Here is a 17765-nt window from a genome sequence, read left to right as displayed (position 1 = left end):
CCTTATCTATGAAAACCTCTGTGTGTTTCTTGTTCCTCCATGTCACTTATAGCAACCCGTGCCCCGGCACGGACGAGCTTAGACAGATAGTTGTCGAGCTGCTCCGTTGAAAATTCCGTTGAAGCCGTAATGTCCCCTTCCGGATACTCTTTTAGGGTTATGCCCAATATCTTTGCACCCTGTACCGCATCTTCGTTATAGAGCCGATAACCATCTTTCGTGCGAAGCAGTTGCAAGGCATCGGGATGATTCGCTTTAAGTTTGTCCCACAACTGCCGTTCCGGTGAAATACCCTTGTTGTCTGATTCCGTCCGTTCCTGCGCTACCGTTTCTATCGGCCACAACTCTGCTTCTTTCTGTTGTTTCTCTCCGGTGTGTGCCTCCTGCGATTGTCCTTTTTGTAGTACGTCTGCGAATAAGGTAGCTGCCAAATGACGTTTGTAGCTGTCACGCTCTTCCGCTATCCACATCCGCTGCCACTGTTGCGGAGTGACACTTCGGGCAGGCTGTTTCTGCCCATCAATAGTTGCGACGCATTGTATGCCGTCTTGTTTGGTTTTGAAAACCGAAACACGCTGGATACGGTTCAAGTCTATTTCCGGCATTTCGCTGCTGAACAAATCCACCTTCAGGTCAGGTTTGACCTCGGCCAGCGCATAATACTTGTGCGCCAGTTCCATCCGAACCTTACCGATGTTATCCATTGCTTGCTTGAGTGTTGAAAAGAAGCGGTTTATATCTTCTTTATCAGGATAGATGCTATATCCGCTCTTATTTTCGGGTTTGATATAAAGTGCCCATCGTTTCTTATCATCTTGAATCATCTCTACGTGGTCAAATCCGATCTCATTCGCCTGTTTGACCGCTGACGCCACGTCCAGTGTGGAGAGCTTCTCCATTGCCCAATTCTTCAGCCGGGCCAGCATAATTATCTTCTCGGCAAAATAACTGTCATCGGGTCGATAACCTAATGCACCATCCGTATTGTAGAAGCGTACCTGCTCGATTCCATCTTTCTGCAACGCTCGCATGATACGTCCCTTGTTCATTCCCGGTATCTCGTTATCTGCCTCTGTAGAAGCCCCTGCTGGAAGAATTACATCTGCGGTTTTTGCCTGTGGGTCAATAACAAGCACAATTTTTTTCGTTTCTTTATCCGGATGCTGCCGAATCTCGTTCGACACAAAATAATGTTTGGGCATTTGCTCCTGCATGGTTGAAGTGTCTCGCCGGTTGCGCATGGTGGCGTATTCGATTTTCTCGCCCCGTTCCGCTTTATTGATTACTTCGATGGCATTGTTTACGTCACTTTCGAGAGCGTCCATCAAGTTCGGGTTCTCTTTTAGCTCCCGGCACCAGTATTCCACTGTCTTCAGACTTTCTTCAGACAACCGTGCTGGCAACCCCAGTTCCAACATTTTAATCCCTGAAGCCAGTTCCACTACCAACCGTTCCTGTCTGACAGCATCCTCCGAAGGAGCCACACCGTTCTTCATCACCATACCTTCACGCGCTAATCGTTGTTGGTGTCCGGTAGCACTCACGATTTGCCGCAAGGCTTCCTGTATATAGTCGTGATAATGTCTGAACTCTCTTTGTCGCGGCATATAGACCGCATCCTTATCTGTTTCGTAGTGGGGTACACCGCTTCCATCCAAACGAACAGGCACAAGGTTGTCTCGCATCCTCAGTAGGAAGTCGTTGAATTGAATATGCAACCGTCGGTTGTCAGCTTCCGTATATCCTCTTTCCACTGCACTTCCATACCGCCGCAACGTCGTTTCGTATCGCTCCTTATCCACGTAGGGTAGTGTCGTCTGGTCAATGTTGAACAAAGTGCGAATTTCACGGTTATGTACACCTTTATATAATTTTTGTTCCTCTTCATACAGTTTCATGTAGTCATCACGACTGATAACCTGTTCTGGATTATTGCGGTGAACGTACTTGTTCCAATTATAAAACAAAAATGGAACGCCTTGCTCATTCTCACGCACCGAGGCTCCTTGTGCCTTGGCATCGCTGAATAGCGTGAACTGGTTGGTTTTGCATCCATTTTTATCAGAATGCAGCGTCATGAATAGTGCATTGAATGCGCTGACAGAAACACCCTTTGGATAGAAGCGCGGGTATCCCTTTCCTGATGCGTTGAGCCAGTGTCCACCGGCATTCGAGGCTTCACTCAAAGCCGTAGAAAGCAAGGTGATTTGTTTTTCCTCGGCTTTCTTTTCGATTTGCGATTTTTCTTTCATCGTTTATTTGATTATAGGATTATTGAATACCCCGTGGGCGCACGATGGTTTCCAGTTTTCCGTCCTCATAATTCCGTGCGGCAGCCTGGCGAAGCTGGTCGTTCTTGGCAAGGACAGCATTTGCCAGCGTGTTCAAAGGCAATGCCCCGGTACGGTAGGCTTCTGCTACAATCGGTGACAACTGGATGGTACACGGTACTCGGTCTATCGTGGCAATCAACGTACTATCTTGCAATACAGGGTTTACTATACGTGGGTTCAGAGTTTCATTTGTATAGCGTCGGTACTGCACATTGTTCTCATTTGTTACGTTCAGTTTTCCCTCTGTTCGTTCTTTCAAGGCTTCGTGTCCTGCCTTATTCAACAAGTTCATACCTCCCAGGCCTATCAGGAGCATTTTCAGCAACGGGTTACGCACAAACATACCCGCCACAATGCTCGCTATCGGTAACATATTGTCTTCCAAATGCAATGATTCTGTCTTGCCTGTGAATATTCCCAGTAGAACATCAGGGAGCATGGCCATTACATAACCGAGATTGCCTGTGATATTACCTATGCCATCCAGTCCCAGCATACCAAGCAGTCCGCCCCAACCGTTTCCCTGTGCTACTTGCGCACTTTGTATCGTTTGTACATGTTGTTCCGCATCATTGGCAGGAACAACAGTTTCATGCTTCTCTTCTTTCATAATTTCATCCTGTTCTGTCCTGACCATTTTCGCTTTGTCACATTGTTCCAAAGACTGCAAGTAGGCTTCTTCCTGTCCGGGAGCAACAACAATCGGCACATCCTTGTACCGTTCCTCATATTTCTGTTCTTCCTTGCTCTGTACATTCGGCCACAATAAACCGCTATTCTGGTTTTGTGTCCATTCCATGAAGCCAAAGTCCATGACAGGGATTTTCTTTTTCAGTTGCTTGTTGTCTGTACCAATCGCCGTGTTCTCTTTGATTTGTATTTGGGCTGCCTCTTTGCGAAAATCGTCGAATACGTTTCTGTCTCTGCCGAACACTCCTTTACTGATGCACTGTTCTACTGAAAGGGTATCAGGCTTCTTGCCTTCAAAATGATTGGTGATGGCTGCAATAGCCACATCTGCACCGGTAAACTTTGCCAGTGTCGTCCATGAACCAGTACCACCCATCATCAGGGTATCTGCGGCTGTGCCCAACATCCATCCCGTACCTTTTTCCCATCTGTTCGGGCGGTAAGCTGCTTCGCCTCGTGCCTCTATTTCATCGGTCAGCGGTGAACGGCTTAACGTCTGCGATAATCCCAGCAGACTCGATTCGGCAGCCTTTCGGATGATGTAGTCAGCGGAAGACTTGGGCATACGTTCTTTCACCAACCGGTCAATCATCAGTTCCTCTATTCGGTGGTCCATATAGGCATAGGCGAGGTCACAACCGAGCTGTTCTGACAACTCATTGTAACGTGCCCTTCCGATTTCCTGCACGACGGTATCCCGCCACTGCCCGGCCATATACGCAAGGTCTTGCTGCATTTCCTCGGAACCGGTAATCTCCGTCTTGCACATCTCGATATAGTCCTCTGTTGTTTTGGAGTTCCATTCGCCTGTGACCTTGAGTGCTTGATAGGGGTCGCTCATTGGTTGTGCCGAAGATGCCATCATACTGAGAATACCACCTAAAGAGGTGGAATATTCTTTCATTTCCTCTCCCTGATTCCGTATGAGGTCAGTCCGCGTTTTTGACATGATGGGTGCGATATGGCAGTTGAAATAGTCGTTCACGAGGCGTTCCATTTCTGCAAACCGTCCGCTATGCTTGATTCCGTCCATAGTGTATTATATGTTTATCCTATTCTATTCATTAATAATTGCTCTTTTGTCTGCTCGATGGCGTTGTGGTAAATTTCCATCTGTTTGGGATAAAACTCTTCCAGCCATACATCCTTCTCGATGTTGTCGTGAATGAAGCGTATCGCTTGTTCTCGCTCAATCTCCACCGATGCTTCGCCCTCTTCCCGGTTATTGAACCATGCTTTCGTCCACCAGCGCACACCGGCCCGGTCAGGATATACCGTGACTGCTCTCGGTATGTCAAAGCTCTGGATGTCTATGTCTAATTCTGCCAGTGGGTCAATGATACCACTATGGGTCAGGGCTTCGTCGTAGAGTTTTTTTTTACATCATCGCCCATCGTCGATAAGTACACGCCATGCCGTAGGGCAAGGTAATGCAGGAAGTCCGCAATGAGTAGGTTCTGCACCTTACAAGCAAGCGGCATTGCTTTATGTCCCAGTCCGAGTGGGTTGGATATACTTGGCATATTTTCATAGAAATATTCTTTGACTGCTCCCATTGTAAAGACATGGCGGAGTGACTGCTCCGTATGTGGAGGAAGTCGGTATGCACCACGCTGTAAGTCTTCCATGTAGTAGGGCAGGAAACGTAGCATCAATTCCTCTATTTCCTGTCTGTCCTGCTCGTAATCGGTGGTCAGTGCCATCTCCATGTTGGGAGATGTTGCCGCTTCGCCTCCATCAGCATGACACAATGCTTGGATATTCCCATACAGCATGGTTAGAAATTCCAGCGGATTCAGTTCCTCACCCTTGAAGCGTATCCCGATATGCAGCTTGTCACCGCTTAAAGCTACAGTCTGTCCGGCCTTGACACGCTGTCCGAACTGGGCGAAGACATTTGACAAATGCCCATAGGTCACTTCATACTCCCCATAGCGTATAGTTTGGCAGATGCCGAGTATAGGGTCATTGCCTATACCTGACACGATACCGCTGGCGACAGCCGCCAGTGTGTAACACCGTACATCGAAGTCGATGCCATGATGAAAATATGTTTTGCCCGTTGTCGGATCGGTTTGTTCGCCATAGCCGAGCGATAGTTTCACATCCTTGCCCTTCCGTTCTTCAAAAGGCATACAGTATCCACTTTCGGATTGCAGGATCATTTCTTCTGTATATTTCATTATGTGATTATATTTGATTCTTATTCTTATCTTTTCATCCCCCCGCTATTCGTCTGTTCTTCAACGGGAAGAGCGGGTGTCTGTATTCGTTGTATGCTTCTCGTATCAGGTGTGCGGAAAATACCGGCATTGTTACCGATAAGCATCATGCCGAGAAATGCACCGGCAATCTTGCCCAGCCAGCCGAAGCGTCCGAATATAAGAAATGCTGCTGCGACCAGTCCCGCTATACTCAATCCCGACACGTTACCCTGTCCGAGATTACGGAAAAAGTTACCGAACATATCGGAAACTCCGCCATTGGAGACTTGCCGTAGAAAATTCGATACTCCACCCAGTTTTGAGTCTATGCCGGCTACCGTACCGCTGACGGAACCGACTGCTTCTCCGGCTTTGCTTGTCAGTTCTCGCACACCGTCCGCTGCATCTGCAAGGGTATCCGTAGCCGATTTCCCTATGACCGCATCGCTTACGATATGTACCACGCTCTTATCTGTGGTTAGTTTCTCCCAACCCACATAACCGACTGCACCGCCGATGGCTGCGGTCTTGACGGCTTGTCCTGTGCCCCGTAAGGTTTGTGAAGGATGCAGTGCAGCATGTCCCATACTTCTTCCGGTAGCTTTTGCTGCTTTGCCGCCATATTTTAATATTGAATCCCAAATTCCCATATCATTACATTTTTAAGGTCTTACATTCTTTCCAATCTGTCGCCAACGTCGCTTGGCTGCGTCCACGATACTACGTTTATCAGCTTCGGGACGTGCACCCTCGTCGATTTCCCGCCAAATGTCGCCCATTGTCGTGTACTTTACCGCTTTGGTCAGTCGTTGCAGCTTTGTGTTCATAGTTTTGAGCTTTGGACGGATGCCAAAGACAATTTCCATACGCTCTTTTTCCGTCATCTTGTTCTCCGAAAGGCACGCTGTGCGTATATCGTTCACTATTTCCACGCTGTTCATCATCAGTTCCCTATAAATCTTGTTGCGCTGTGTGGATAGGGCTACGGCAAGCGTATTGGCTGGACTTCGCTTCAATTGTTTGGTGAAGTCGCCCATATTGTCTGTCAGCCTCGATACCTCATAATAGAACCCATAAGTTTGCGCCGCATAGCAGACTATTGACCGGAAAGAGTTTAGATAGTTATTAAACTCTCGTTGCAGGTCTGTTGTCGCCTGCACTTCTTCTTTTGTCCAAATATGTCCGGTGGTCTGCATCAGCATGACCTTTTCCTGATTCTTCAGCTCCTTCTCTGCCTTTTCGGTATATACTGCAATCATTCCGGCCAGTACAGGGTCATTCTGCGCTTGTACCTCACCGATACCGGTAAGACACAGCAGTAATATACTTATCCAAATTGTCCATTTCATAACTGATATATTTTATCGGACGAGAGCTGCCGCCCTGTGCCAATGGGACAGAGCCATACGAGCTGCCTCACCGTTGTCACGGTCAAGCATTCCTGCCGTTACGTTGTTCCACACATCATTGAAAGTATAGTACCGTATGCTCAAATAGAGCAGATGTAACTTCCGGCTAAAATCCGATAGTTGGTCGTTCAACGCCCATAGCGTCTTGCTGCGTTCTGCCCCCGTAAGCATGTTTTCGTTGCTACCTTTGGCCACAGCGTCATTCAGCAATGTAAAAACAGAGACAAGTTCCGTTGCTGTTTCTATATAGAGGTTGTTCATGTTCATACTGGCCACAATGCCCTGCGGATTGTTTTGGATGGCCTTGCCTAATTTCCCCAGCGTGAGGAAAATCCGCACACCGTCATTGTAGAGATGCGTACAGGCTTTCAGTGATGAAGCGTAACCGCTTGCTGTCTTGAGGTAACTGTTGTACTGCTTCTCCCACTTGTGGATTTGGTTGAACTCGGTAGCGATGCTGTTTTGGAGCAAGGCTGTTTGTGTCTGTCCCTTTATTTGTTTTTCAATCTGCCCGTTTATCAGTTCGTTACCTTCGGCCAATGCAGTCCATTCCAACGGATTGGAAGCCGCAATTTGGGCTTCTGCCACCTGTGGAAGCAGGCATACCAGCGAGGCAACCAGCCCCAGACTAATGATTCGTGATTTCATATATTCCCTTTTTTCGTTTGTTAGTTTCTACCCGTTCACGGATAATTGACACGAGGTTGTCCCTATGGAAGATACCGATCAGGTCAAGACGGGGCGTGTTTCTGTCCATTGAAAGGATACGTACGGTTTTCAGCCCACAAAATTGTTGCAGCAGGCTTTGGTGCTCTTGAAAATCCACGATACGATATAGCTCCATATAATCCACTTTGCGACGGATAATACCGTATTCACTGACAAGTTGTTCCGTGCCGATGCAATAACGGATTCGCCGCAGGTAGAGATAACGGTAGAGTAACAGTAACGAGAGTATCAAGGCAATTACTGTGGCAATAGCTGTCAATGGCAGCCCTTCCATGCCTCCGTACACCCATACAGTGCCGCACAGCACGAGAGTGGGCAGCTCGTTGATGACAAATTGCCCGGTATGTGGATGGATGACAATGGTTTTGTGACAAGTTCTCTGCATAGGTTTTATGGATTATCGGTGAAAACGGGAATGAAAGTCTTCTCTCATTCCGGAAAGAGAATTGGTTATATCCACTTCCAACCGGGCAAGTTCTTCCCGTATCTTGTACATTTCCTGAAAACCCTTATCTGACATTCCCTGGTCATTGGTTTCAAAGGAGAATATTACTCTGTCCGCACGTTCAAGACGCTTTCGCACAGCCTCATGGTCTGCTTCGTCGTATAATCCGTTTCGGATATGTTCCGGATTGACTTCGGGCAAATCGGACAAGGCATGATTCAGCGTGGCTTTACCGCTGATCTCCCAATCGTCAAGGTTGTCCTTCTCTGGTTTTATCCGTTTGCCGAGTAGCTGGTCGTTCCAATCCTTATAACCCTCTGCGGCAGATTCATACAAGATGCATCCTGTAGCTTCCGGACCGGAAATGGAAGCATCAATCGCTTTTTCGATGGCTTCCAGATTGCTTCTCATTTTCTCTAATTCTTCCTCACTGGCAGAACCTTCGTCACGAGCCATGTCGTACTCATCCATACAAACCATTCTCATTTCCTGTAGATAGCCGTCACCAATTCCCATGTCGTCACGCTCCCCATTCTTCAAATTTTGTTTTGCATCATTTATACCCAGAATGGCTGTAATCTTTTCAAAATTGAATGGTTCAAGTTCTATTTCATACTGTGAATAGTCTTCGCTGTTGTTCTGTACAATCAGTCTGCCGGTTTGTGACAGACAGGTGGAGAAGTTCCAGCCTGCATGAGTGAGAGCAAAGTGGATAGCATAGACTTGTCCGGCACGGTCATGATCGAAGCAAAGATGATGTGAGGCATGGGGAGTTGCTTTTATCGCTCCTTTGAATTGCTGCTGGCTCGGTGCCCCTCCGGTAGAGATGAATACCGCCTTTCGCAGATCCTTGTTCTGTGCCTGATGAAGTTGGTAATATGCCATCGCATCATAAGCACTTTCGAACCAATAGATATGTTTGGCGGAGGTGAGAGAAGTGCGGGCAGGGCTGGCAATCCACAGTCCCTCGCTTGAATTGCTCCCTGCGGCTTTGCCTTTGTAGCTGCCGCTCCCGTCCATACGGGCACGTCCTCGTTCTTCAAGTCCCACAATCGCTCCGTCGCCTTTGGGCAGGGTTAGTGGAAAGGACAGGTTCGTGTAGGTCGCACCGTCCTCCCGATGTTTCGTAGCCAGATAAAAATGCCGATGGAAGGCATATTGTGTATAAAGGTCGATACCTCGGCTTTTAAAATAAGGATAAAATTTTTTCTGCGTTTCCCGATTCTGCGGATTGAACTTATGAATGTCGTAATCCGCTATGTCAAATGGCTTTACATCTCGTTTAGGGTTCACTATTCGGGTTTTCCGTTCAGTGACAGGAATGTTCAGTAATCTGTTACAGACAAGATTCACCAGTCTGTCTGGAGACATACCCGCATGGTACTCCGTGAAAAAGTGCGGATGCTCCTTGATGAAGGAAATGATGTTATAAACTTTCTGTTGTTGTGCGTGGAAACAGCATTTTCCTTGTTGTGTCACAATAAATTTGTCACCACGGATACGTCTGCCGTCGCTGTCCAAACGAACATACGAGGGATAGCGCAGACCGTCACGACGGTTCAGGTGATACCCTGCGTCAATCAATACGTCCTGGATGTTTAGTCGTTGCAGAAAGTCATCGTATGTAAGGTCTCCGTCTCTCATAGGTTTACCTCCCTCTTCTCATTTCATTAATATCTTGATTCATCTGTGCCTCGAAATTACGGATGGCCACATCTCTCGGTGTATCTACGCCGGGCTTGAAGTATGGATGTGGCGGTCCGCTGAAACGTTCGCCATAGAACTCCGGAGAGTGGTGGTGATGGAAGCCATGTGCGACTTCCGATGCCACCACAGCACCGGCGGTAAGGGCAGCGAATATCTTCACGCCAAGCCCCTTGTTCGCTTCAGGACGTGTCTTCATATCCACCTCGTTGAAAATCTTCGAAAAAAGTTTCATCCGGTGGTAATCATCCACAGCAAGAAACTTGTCGTAGTCTTTCTGGCTGATTTCGTGGCTGATGACCTGTCCGTCAATAACAGCGGACATCTTGTATTTACCCTCCGTCTGTGCCGGTTGCACGGCAATGTCACTGACCTCTACTTCCCGGCCATGTTTCTCCTCACGATACCAGCCTTTGCTTTCGTTGAGTAGTTGCAGGTCACGACCGTCCACGGCTGCACCGATACTGCCCTGTATGTATTCCTGCCGCATCGGAGTTTCTTGCTGCATGAATAATTCTTGTTCCTGCCGCTGCCGTTCTTCCAGTTCATGCCGCACTTCGGGATGCAGGCCGATACTGATGCGTTGTTCGCTGTTGAGCTGTTCCATCGTTACTTTATCGGCAAAGTCCGCTCCGATAATGCCGTTCAGCAGATCCAGCCGTTTCTCCACAGGTTGTTCCTCGATGGATGCGGTAGCCAGTTTTTTCACTTCTTCTTCCGTCAGGTCATAGACCATATCGGCATTGACACTTTCCGATTGTACGGTCAGTGTCCTCCGTTCCATATCCACGATAAGACCGTGCGAAGTAAGGCACTCCGACCATTTCTCGTTGGAAAAATAGACTGGTGAAGCAATCAACTCCTTGTATGCTTGTGCCGGTTCCTTGCTGCGCGGACGGCTGACAAGCGGTGTAATGACCTCCTGCAAGTTCTTCAATACATCTTGCTGTACAATGGGTTGCTCCTGTTGACCGCCTTTGTAGTAAAAGCCGTAGCCACCCGATTGCAGTTCGCCGGGCTTCATGCGCCCGTCTGGGCGTTCGGGTACGATGGATGGCCCCGGAAAGAAAAGCTGCCCACCAACTCTGCGTAGGTGGAAACCCCACTGTTCGCGTGGTGTCCAACCAAGGAATGGAGGGGGCATGCCCAGTCGCCCCATGTGTCCGTACTCACCGATACCGATGCGGTAGCCATGTAGCCCCATCGCCACGCGACCGTTGGCATTGCGGGCATGGACGAAATTTTTCGGCATATAGAAATCTTTTCCTATGATACTCGTGAGTATGTTGTAGGCTTTCTTGTTGGCCGTATTCGTTCCCCAGTCCGTCAGAGCCAACATCTGTCGTTCTGTTATAGGATAGACCAATAACGGTGAATCATGCCCTTGCACAATCAGCCGGTAGCCGCCTCCGTCAAATGCGACATGGGCTTGAAGTCCGTTACGCATCAGTAGATTGCGCATTTCGGGTTGCAAGTCCATCTGCCGAGGATTAGTGTTTGTTCGTATCGTCATAGTCTGATGTTATGATGGTTACTTGTTATGCGTTGCCGTATTTCATAGCCGCTTCCAATTGTTCGTCTTTGAAACGGACAAACCCGGCGGCAGAATCTTCGCAGACCGTGAGTCCTTTTTCCTCACAGTAATGGGCGTACTCCTCCTGCCACTCGGCAGAAAAATGATTGATGTAATCGAGCCAGCCGTATTCGCCGCTCTGCATCTTCTCGACGAGAATCTCTTCGGGATAATATTTCTGTTGTGCCATACGCTTATATTAAATAGGTTTTATTTGTGAATACCTGCCATTCGGTTACGCTCACCGCTTTTCTTCTGTTCGTTCCACAGTTCTTCGGTGTATTCCTCCTCTGGAACGTAGTCGAGATTGCCGTCATCATTCATCACCCAGCAACCGTAGCAACCGAAGGTGTACTTATCCCATTCACGCTTGGGTTGCTCTTTCCATTTCTGCGCGTCACCTGCGCAGAAACGGATGCCTGTCTTGTTGTGAAGGTCGATGCCTACCGTGACAGGTTCGCCATCCACTGCCACCGTCAGAGGCTCACCATGCTGCATTCCGTTTACTTCTACTGTACCTAAGTGCATTACCTCTGCCAGCACTTTCAGGTTACGGGCGATGATGGGTGTCGGAACATACATCACCTGTTTTGTCTCCTCGTCGATTTGCACGAAAGCTTTACTGCGTCGTCCGTCCGCCATAGCCACGTCTGCAATGATGGATTTGCCGTCAAGCAACTGTTTTTGCTGCTCCTCGTTGTAGCATTCCAGTGGTGACGACTTTAGTGTGGGATAAAAGACCACATCCACCTCGCCGCTATCCATACGGATAAAGGCAAACCGACTGCGACTCTCGATTACTTCGCCATTCTCGTTAGTGACACGCATGGGCAGTACCGGCGAGTAGCCGCCTTTCCCGATTTCTTTCAGGATACACAGGGGCAAATCTTCAATCATTTCTTGGGTAAGCCCAAAGCGGGCCAATGTCGGATAAGGCAGTTCGTTGAACTCAAATTGTTCTTTTTTCATATTCTGAACGATGTTATAAAATTATACTCAGCAAATATAGAGCGATTTCTTATCTGATGACTAAAACATTTCTTTATAAGTGATTATAAAGTGGTATTTTTAATGTTTTGAATATGATTTTTCGCAAATAATCATATTCAAAATTGATTAAATAGTTATATTTGGAGAGAAAACAGTCGGCAATGGACAGACCATAAGAAGAGCGTGCTAACTTTGCTGCCATGAGAAAGATTTTATTATTGATGATGACGGGTGTCTCATTATGTATCACGCCAGCCAAAGCACAATTCAATACCGTTGCCGTTACCCCAACACGCTACAAGATGGAGGTATTGGATATGGGGTTAGACCAAGCGGAACCGGCATCCGAAAGCGAGATTTCCGTACAGGAAGTTTCAACAGGTATCCCGGTATCCGCAGATATGGATAAGAAAAAGTGGATGGATCGTTACTTGAGTGTAAGTTACCCGTTACGTTATATCAAGGTCACTTCGCCTTATGGCTACCGTAAGGACCCGTTTACGGGAAAGAGTAAATTTCATGGCGGACTGGACTTGCGCGCACGTGGCGACAAGGTGATGGCCATGATGGAGGGTGTGGTCGTGAAGGTCGGACAGGACAAGACTTCCGGCAAGTATGTAACCTTGCGGCATGGTAGGTACACCGTCAGTTATTGTCATCTCTCTAAAATTCTTATCGTCAAAGGGGCAATAGTTCATCCTCGTGATGTGGTTGGCATTACCGGCTCCACAGGACGCAGCACCGGCGAACACCTGCATATCACCTGCAAACTCAATGGCAGGAGTATCAGCCCCTCGCTTATATTCGATTATATCCAATCCATCCGGCAGGAGTGTATATCAGCATTGGCAGGTTTGTAAAAGAGAAGTGAAAAGGGCTGAAAACGTTCCGGTTACTTTGTCATCCGTTCAATAATATGGGCAATATGGTTGCCCCAGACGTGTATTTGTACAAGGAGCATCGAAGGCATGGAGAGCGTCTTGCCATAGAAAATAGCCGCCACTACTTTGCCACCGCACCGTTCTATCTCTTCCTTGTAATCCACCACGCTTTGCCCGGTTGTCAGCACATCATCTATGATGATAATCTCTTTCCCTTTGATTTTTCCGGTAATGAGGTAGTTTCGTTCGAGGATACGCTTCTCTCCACCTTTGGCCTCATGCAGGCTTTCTCGTGCATCGCAAATATCAACGTCGTACAGTCCTGAAGTTAAATCCTGTCGGTGCTTTCCGATGTACCAGTCGAGCCGTTTGAACCGTTGACCGTATTTTATCCAGTTGCTACACGGCATGAACATTATATGGTAAGGTCTCTTTTTCAGTTGCAAGGCATTCATACACGTTTTAAAGAACTCGATTCCGTGTATATCTCCTTGTTTGAACTGGTAGATGGAATGGCAGAAAGCCCTCTGTTCATCATTGAGCAGCGCATTGTATCGTGACGGATAGTAATATCCGTAAAAGGAGATTCGGATGCCTCGTAACTTGAACGGCTTATGGGGAGAATGGCCATCAAACCGTTCGGGATGCAAGAGACAGAACATACGGCAGGCTTCCCGATGACCGGCCATTACCGCCAGACGACAGTAACGTTCACGTTCCTCGCTCTTTTCGGTCAACCGTGCGGCGGCGAATGCCGCTTCTCCTGCTTTTCGTCGCCAGTAGCCGATAATATACCACAATGCCCCAATTGTGAAAAGCAGGAGTATGAACAATAGTCTTGCATTCATCGTATTTTTATTTGAATGAAGCGGCCCGTTTCAATCCGGTTATTTACAACATTACGGTGTATTTCGACATAATCGGATATGGGAATTATGGCTTCATTACTTATATCAAATTCGTTTTCACTCACTTGCAAAGTTAGCAAAATCGTGGCACTAATCTAAAATAGCACCGATAATTTATAAGCCATATCACTTTTATATCATAAAGTCTTGCCCATACAATTTCCTCTTTTAATTGTACATGCTCAACTTTTATAGAAGATGTTCGCCCTGACCGGTACACGGCAAATGGCATACAAGTCTGCTATATGCTGTGTACCAGTCTTTGGGATAAAGCAAGGACGATGGCACATTTGCCACAAGTGTCAATCAAGCCAATCTGTTGTCCTTGCAGCGACCTCTGCTATCTGTTCTTTTGTAACCGGCAATGCCGTCTGTTTGTTTTTATAGCTTCGCCCCACACCATCAGCGGAGCGTCACAGGACTTGTCCGCAAGAGACATTCACTCACCTTATGGCAGCAGAGCTGCTATGGGGTGAGTGAAAGACTCTTTACGGAAGCCAAACATGAAAAGACCGTACACCTCGGTCACAAACTGCCAAGGCTTACGCTTCGCCAGATTTGAGACTAAGTTGTATGGTCACTTCATCGGGAAGTTTGGACCGGCAAGCCACAGACGTTCCACTGCCCACCCATTCCTTTTATAAATCTTGCACCTATTCTACATGTCTATATGACAACCGCCTGTAGTAAGAAAGCATATTCTGTTTGTCGGTTAGCTCTGCTGTAGTCATATTTTCCGCAAAGTAAGCCGCCTTTTACCAAACATCAAATCGCCACTATCGCTGGAACGAAAAATCTTCCTCTGACACGTCAGAGCGTATTTCTTGTCGCCGTTTTGTCTTATCGGTATTCTTGGGCGGCAGTTGATGGCAGAAAATATCCCTCAGCAGGCTGAACAGCCTTCAAAAAGAGGGAAAAAGAAAAATTATCAGAGTTATGGCAAAGACGATAGACATAGAACTTCAAAAACAGTTGGACAAGCCACAGGCATGGTTCTGCAAGTATTTTCCTGCACGCATACGCAATGTGAGTGAGCGTGAGATAGCAGACCGCAAGTTAGTCTTTGATTTCAAGGATGGACGGGCATACGAAGAGGTTGCTCAACGCACGGCAGCCAACATGACCGAACGTTATGGAACATCATGTACTAACATTGTATTTTCTCCCGTACCGGCATCCACCGATAAGAAGAACGAGATACGTTACAAAGCATTCTGCCAAAGAGTATGCGAACTGACGGGAGCTATCAATGGTTATGACCATGTATCAGTGAGTGGTGAGAGGCTAACCATTCACGAAAACCGTAAGGCAGAGAAAGAAGTCCGTAAGGTAAACGTCATTGAGTTTGATTCGGCTTTTTTCAACGGCAGGTCTGTGGTAGTCTTTGATGATGTGATAACCAAAGGGCTGAGTTATGCTACCTATGCCAATCAGCTTGAAAGCCTTGGTGCTAATGTACTCGGAGGTATATTCCTCGCAAGAACCCATTACAAAGTGAAATAATATGACCCAGACAAAGTATGATAAGGCAGTGTCCGTTTGCTTCAGTGGACACCGCAATATTCCATTCCTATACAGGAAGCAACTGAAGCTGCAATTAAAGGCAGCGATAACCAAGGCATACGCTGGAGGTTATCGTCATTTTTACTGTGGTTGTGCCATGGGGTTTGATATGCTGGCGGCAGAAGTTGCTCTTGCGTTGCAGTCCGAATTGTCAGGTCTGCAAGTTATTGCCGTAGTACCGTATCGCGGACAATCCGAGCGGTGGAACGATGCGATGAAAGCCCGGTATGATACTATTCTCTGTAACTCGGATGATGTTATCATCCTGAGCGAACACTACTACCATGGCTGTTTGCTTCGACGCAACGACTATATGGTTTTTCACAGTTCGTCTCTTATTGCCTGGTATGACGGCAAACCCAAGGGTGGTACGTTTTATACTTATCGTAAGGCTACAGCGAATGGACTAAAAGTTCTAAATCTCTATGGCAGCTCAATCGTATAACAGCCATCTTGTTTTCGCATATTCCGAGCCGTAGCGGTGACTCCTTTGCCATTCATGTAAAGGCTGTTTTGTCAGCCATAGCGTGATATGGCAAAGTACGCTATTAGTTCTGATGTATTGCCCGGCTTTACCTATGTGCCGGTTTAGTTGGTGTTGCTGTATTTTTATATCTTCGGAGGCTCCATCCTCCTTATATCTTTCTCTACCTTTTTTAGTATTCGGCTTAAAAAGTAATATACTTGCCTTACTTTTCGCCTATTTAGCATGTTTAAGGCACGTCTTTTTATAAATAAGTGCAGCAATTGGTTGCTGCACTTTTGCTATAATATCTATTTGTCATATTAGACCTTCCCGTACACCGTCCTCATTTTTCCGTCCACCAGCACCTTATTTGACCGCACAATCCAAGCTCTGCCGTCATTCAATCCGCATTCCAATGCCTTTTCGCCGCCGCCGATTAGTACCGGAACGGTTGTCACTGTGATTTCGTCCGCCAGCCCGTTATCCAAGAGTAAAGCCCCGATTTCCTCACCGTAAGCCACCACCATACCGTCGCCGTCTTCCTTCATCTGTCTCAGTTCTGCCACTGCATCTCCTTGGATGAACTTCACTCGTTCATTCTCCGTCAGGTCGATGCCGCCGTTCGTCACGACCAAAGTCTCTTTCGCCGTAATCGGCCAACCCAAATGGTTCATATAAATACGCAGGTAAGTTTCTTCGTCAATCAGCACACAACTGGAGGCATCCACAGCCGCATCAAAATGCTTGTCCGAAGGAGCCGGACAACCGTCGATGGACTGATACACGTGCAAGGAAATCTGTTTCATATTCAATGTGTTTTTAAGAATTATGTCCACCTTGCACCCTAAAGAACAGCATGAACCCACGCTATTCCGGAATAGAGGTACTGCCATACCTAAAAGGCAGATAAGCAAACCCTTGCTGTATAAACATACAGTATGAATATTTTGCTATACATCTTGTCTTTTTGATAAGTGTCAGTTTTCTATTCCAAGACGTTCAGTGAACGTATAATATGTATATCAATCTCCGCCTGTTTCCAAGCCGAGTATGAATCTTCCATGTCACGACAATGACCGTACCCGAAAGTACCGTCTGCTGTCTTCATTTTGACAAAGATAACGAAAGATTGGCGGATAAGCAAACAAAAAACATTGTTTTTCAGGTCGCCTGTTCCGAACTGCATTCTGCCTTATCAAAAAGACTTACTCATTCCCCATGATTTAATACAGTCGTCATTCTGCAATTATCAAGAGATGGGCCAATCCATCCGATTCCACCTCCCTTTATAGTTCACCTTCCTCCGATATAATACGGGCAATCCATTCCGATTGTCCGTTACCCTGTTTTACAGTTTTATTCATCCCTTTCTATTTGATTGTCATTTATTATCGTTTTGCTGCTGCCGTGCGACCTCTCGTGGACTTATTTTCCCGCAAAGGTAATAGGCTGCTCCAATCTTGCCAATGCCGGCATTCCGCCGCGAGTGAGCCGCAAAAATCTTCCTCTCCGTCTGTCAAGCGTATTTTTCCGCATCAGCCTTGTCAGATTGTTTCCGCCACCTTTTGGAGGCAGAAAAATAAATCCCAAAGGTCGCAAACAGGTTGAACAAAGGGAAATAGTAACAATAAAAAAATAACATTATGAAAACAGAGATTAGGCAGAATGGCAAAGTGATACTATCGAGTACAGACGATATATCCATTCCGATGATTTTCAAAAACTTATGTGGTAAGAACTTTTCTGGAAACGACTATCAAAACTATCTCAGAACAGTTTGTCAGGATATTGGTGTTACTACGGGGGCGATTGAGTATTATGCCGACAACGTTTTGATTGAGAAAGCAACTATTCTTGAATTTTAAAAACT

General features: G+C 46.9%; 19 protein-coding genes. 4 read left to right on the top strand and 15 right to left on the bottom strand.

Annotated elements, in window-relative coordinates; translation table 11 throughout:
• Positions 1 to 2: 2 nt before the first annotated feature.
• From NBH07_RS18375 to NBH07_RS18320, 12 genes are read right to left on the bottom strand one after another with little or no spacing between them, the layout of a single operon-like run.
• Entirely contained in the window at positions 3 to 2252 is a 2250-nt protein-coding gene (locus NBH07_RS18375) for a MutS N-terminal domain-containing protein (RefSeq protein ID WP_004308690.1), read from the bottom strand.
• Positions 2253 to 2271: 19 nt separating this feature from the next.
• On the bottom strand, positions 2272 to 4056 hold the full coding sequence (locus NBH07_RS18370; protein WP_004323424.1) for a hypothetical protein: 1785 nt from the start codon (positions 4054 to 4056) through the stop codon (positions 2272 to 2274).
• 14 nt (positions 4057 to 4070) lie between these two features.
• Positions 4071 to 4352, bottom strand: coding sequence for a hypothetical protein (locus NBH07_RS18365; RefSeq protein WP_009017568.1), 282 nt, complete (start codon positions 4350 to 4352; stop codon positions 4071 to 4073).
• Between the two features lie 23 nt (positions 4353 to 4375).
• Complete coding sequence (locus tag NBH07_RS18360; protein WP_004313633.1) at positions 4376 to 5206, bottom strand: M23 family metallopeptidase; 831 nt, start codon at positions 5204 to 5206, stop codon at positions 4376 to 4378.
• Positions 5207 to 5232: 26 nt separating this feature from the next.
• Entirely contained in the window at positions 5233 to 5877 is a 645-nt protein-coding gene (locus NBH07_RS18355; protein ID WP_004308686.1) for a hypothetical protein, read from the bottom strand.
• A 12-nt stretch (positions 5878 to 5889) separates the two neighbouring features.
• The gene (locus NBH07_RS18350; protein ID WP_004308685.1) at positions 5890 to 6576 is read right to left on the bottom strand and encodes a hypothetical protein; all 687 of its coding nucleotides are present in this window, start codon (positions 6574 to 6576) and stop codon (positions 5890 to 5892) included.
• Between the two features lie 12 nt (positions 6577 to 6588).
• Positions 6589 to 7284 carry a hypothetical protein gene (locus tag NBH07_RS18345; RefSeq protein ID WP_004308684.1) on the bottom strand — a complete coding sequence of 232 codons (696 nt, stop codon included), beginning with the start codon at positions 7282 to 7284 and terminating at the stop codon, positions 6589 to 6591.
• Complete coding sequence (locus NBH07_RS18340) at positions 7265 to 7750, bottom strand: PH domain-containing protein (protein ID WP_250833571.1); 486 nt, start codon at positions 7748 to 7750, stop codon at positions 7265 to 7267. Before NBH07_RS18340 ends, NBH07_RS18345 begins: the two co-directional genes overlap by 20 nt.
• A 12-nt stretch (positions 7751 to 7762) precedes the next feature.
• The gene (locus NBH07_RS18335; RefSeq protein ID WP_004308682.1) at positions 7763 to 9454 is read right to left on the bottom strand and encodes a toprim domain-containing protein; all 1692 of its coding nucleotides are present in this window, start codon (positions 9452 to 9454) and stop codon (positions 7763 to 7765) included.
• 4 nt (positions 9455 to 9458) lie between these two features.
• Positions 9459 to 11027, bottom strand: a complete 1569-nt coding sequence (locus NBH07_RS18330) for a hypothetical protein (protein ID WP_008659504.1) — start codon at positions 11025 to 11027, stop codon at positions 9459 to 9461.
• A gap of 25 nt (positions 11028 to 11052) precedes the next feature.
• On the bottom strand, positions 11053 to 11277 hold the full coding sequence (locus NBH07_RS18325) for a hypothetical protein (RefSeq protein WP_005836766.1): 225 nt from the start codon (positions 11275 to 11277) through the stop codon (positions 11053 to 11055).
• 20 nt (positions 11278 to 11297) lie between these two features.
• Positions 11298 to 12056 carry a DUF4099 domain-containing protein gene (locus NBH07_RS18320; RefSeq protein ID WP_004308679.1) on the bottom strand — a complete coding sequence of 253 codons (759 nt, stop codon included), beginning with the start codon at positions 12054 to 12056 and terminating at the stop codon, positions 11298 to 11300.
• 221 nt (positions 12057 to 12277) lie between these two features.
• On the opposite strand from NBH07_RS18320, the gene NBH07_RS18315 reads away from it, so the two are divergent.
• Positions 12278 to 12937: a M23 family metallopeptidase gene (locus NBH07_RS18315; protein ID WP_004313629.1), complete on the top strand. Its 660-nt coding sequence runs from the start codon at positions 12278 to 12280 to the stop codon at positions 12935 to 12937.
• A gap of 32 nt (positions 12938 to 12969) precedes the next feature.
• Here NBH07_RS18315 and NBH07_RS18310 read toward each other — a convergent pair whose 3' ends face one another.
• On the bottom strand, positions 12970 to 13806 hold the full coding sequence (locus NBH07_RS18310) for a phosphoribosyltransferase family protein (RefSeq protein WP_004308677.1): 837 nt from the start codon (positions 13804 to 13806) through the stop codon (positions 12970 to 12972).
• Between the two features lie 996 nt (positions 13807 to 14802).
• On the opposite strand from NBH07_RS18310, the gene NBH07_RS18305 reads away from it, so the two are divergent.
• A complete protein-coding gene (locus tag NBH07_RS18305; RefSeq protein WP_004323418.1) occupies positions 14803 to 15369 on the top strand; it encodes a type I phosphoribosyltransferase in 567 nt (188 codons plus the stop codon).
• Between the two features lies 1 nt (position 15370).
• Complete coding sequence (locus NBH07_RS18300; protein ID WP_117848616.1) at positions 15371 to 15874, top strand: SLOG family protein; 504 nt, start codon at positions 15371 to 15373, stop codon at positions 15872 to 15874.
• Between the two features lie 341 nt (positions 15875 to 16215).
• Here the strand turns inward: NBH07_RS18300 and NBH07_RS18295 are convergent, their stop codons facing one another.
• Positions 16216 to 16701, bottom strand: a complete 486-nt coding sequence (locus NBH07_RS18295; protein WP_004308674.1) for a dihydrofolate reductase family protein — start codon at positions 16699 to 16701, stop codon at positions 16216 to 16218.
• Positions 16702 to 16880: 179 nt separating this feature from the next.
• Complete coding sequence (locus NBH07_RS18290; protein ID WP_234237713.1) at positions 16881 to 17081, bottom strand: hypothetical protein; 201 nt, start codon at positions 17079 to 17081, stop codon at positions 16881 to 16883.
• Between the two features lie 457 nt (positions 17082 to 17538).
• On the opposite strand from NBH07_RS18290, the gene NBH07_RS18285 reads away from it, so the two are divergent.
• Entirely contained in the window at positions 17539 to 17760 is a 222-nt protein-coding gene (locus NBH07_RS18285) for a DUF7688 family protein (protein ID WP_234237711.1), read from the top strand.
• Positions 17761 to 17765: the final 5 nt, after the last annotated feature.

The sequence above is a fragment of the Parabacteroides sp. B2-S-102 genome, from assembly GCF_023656665.1.
Taxonomy (GTDB): Bacteria; Bacteroidota; Bacteroidia; order Bacteroidales; family Tannerellaceae; genus Parabacteroides; species Parabacteroides distasonis.
The sequence above is the reverse complement of the archived record's forward strand: the minus strand, read 5'-3'. Positions and strand labels throughout refer to the sequence as shown.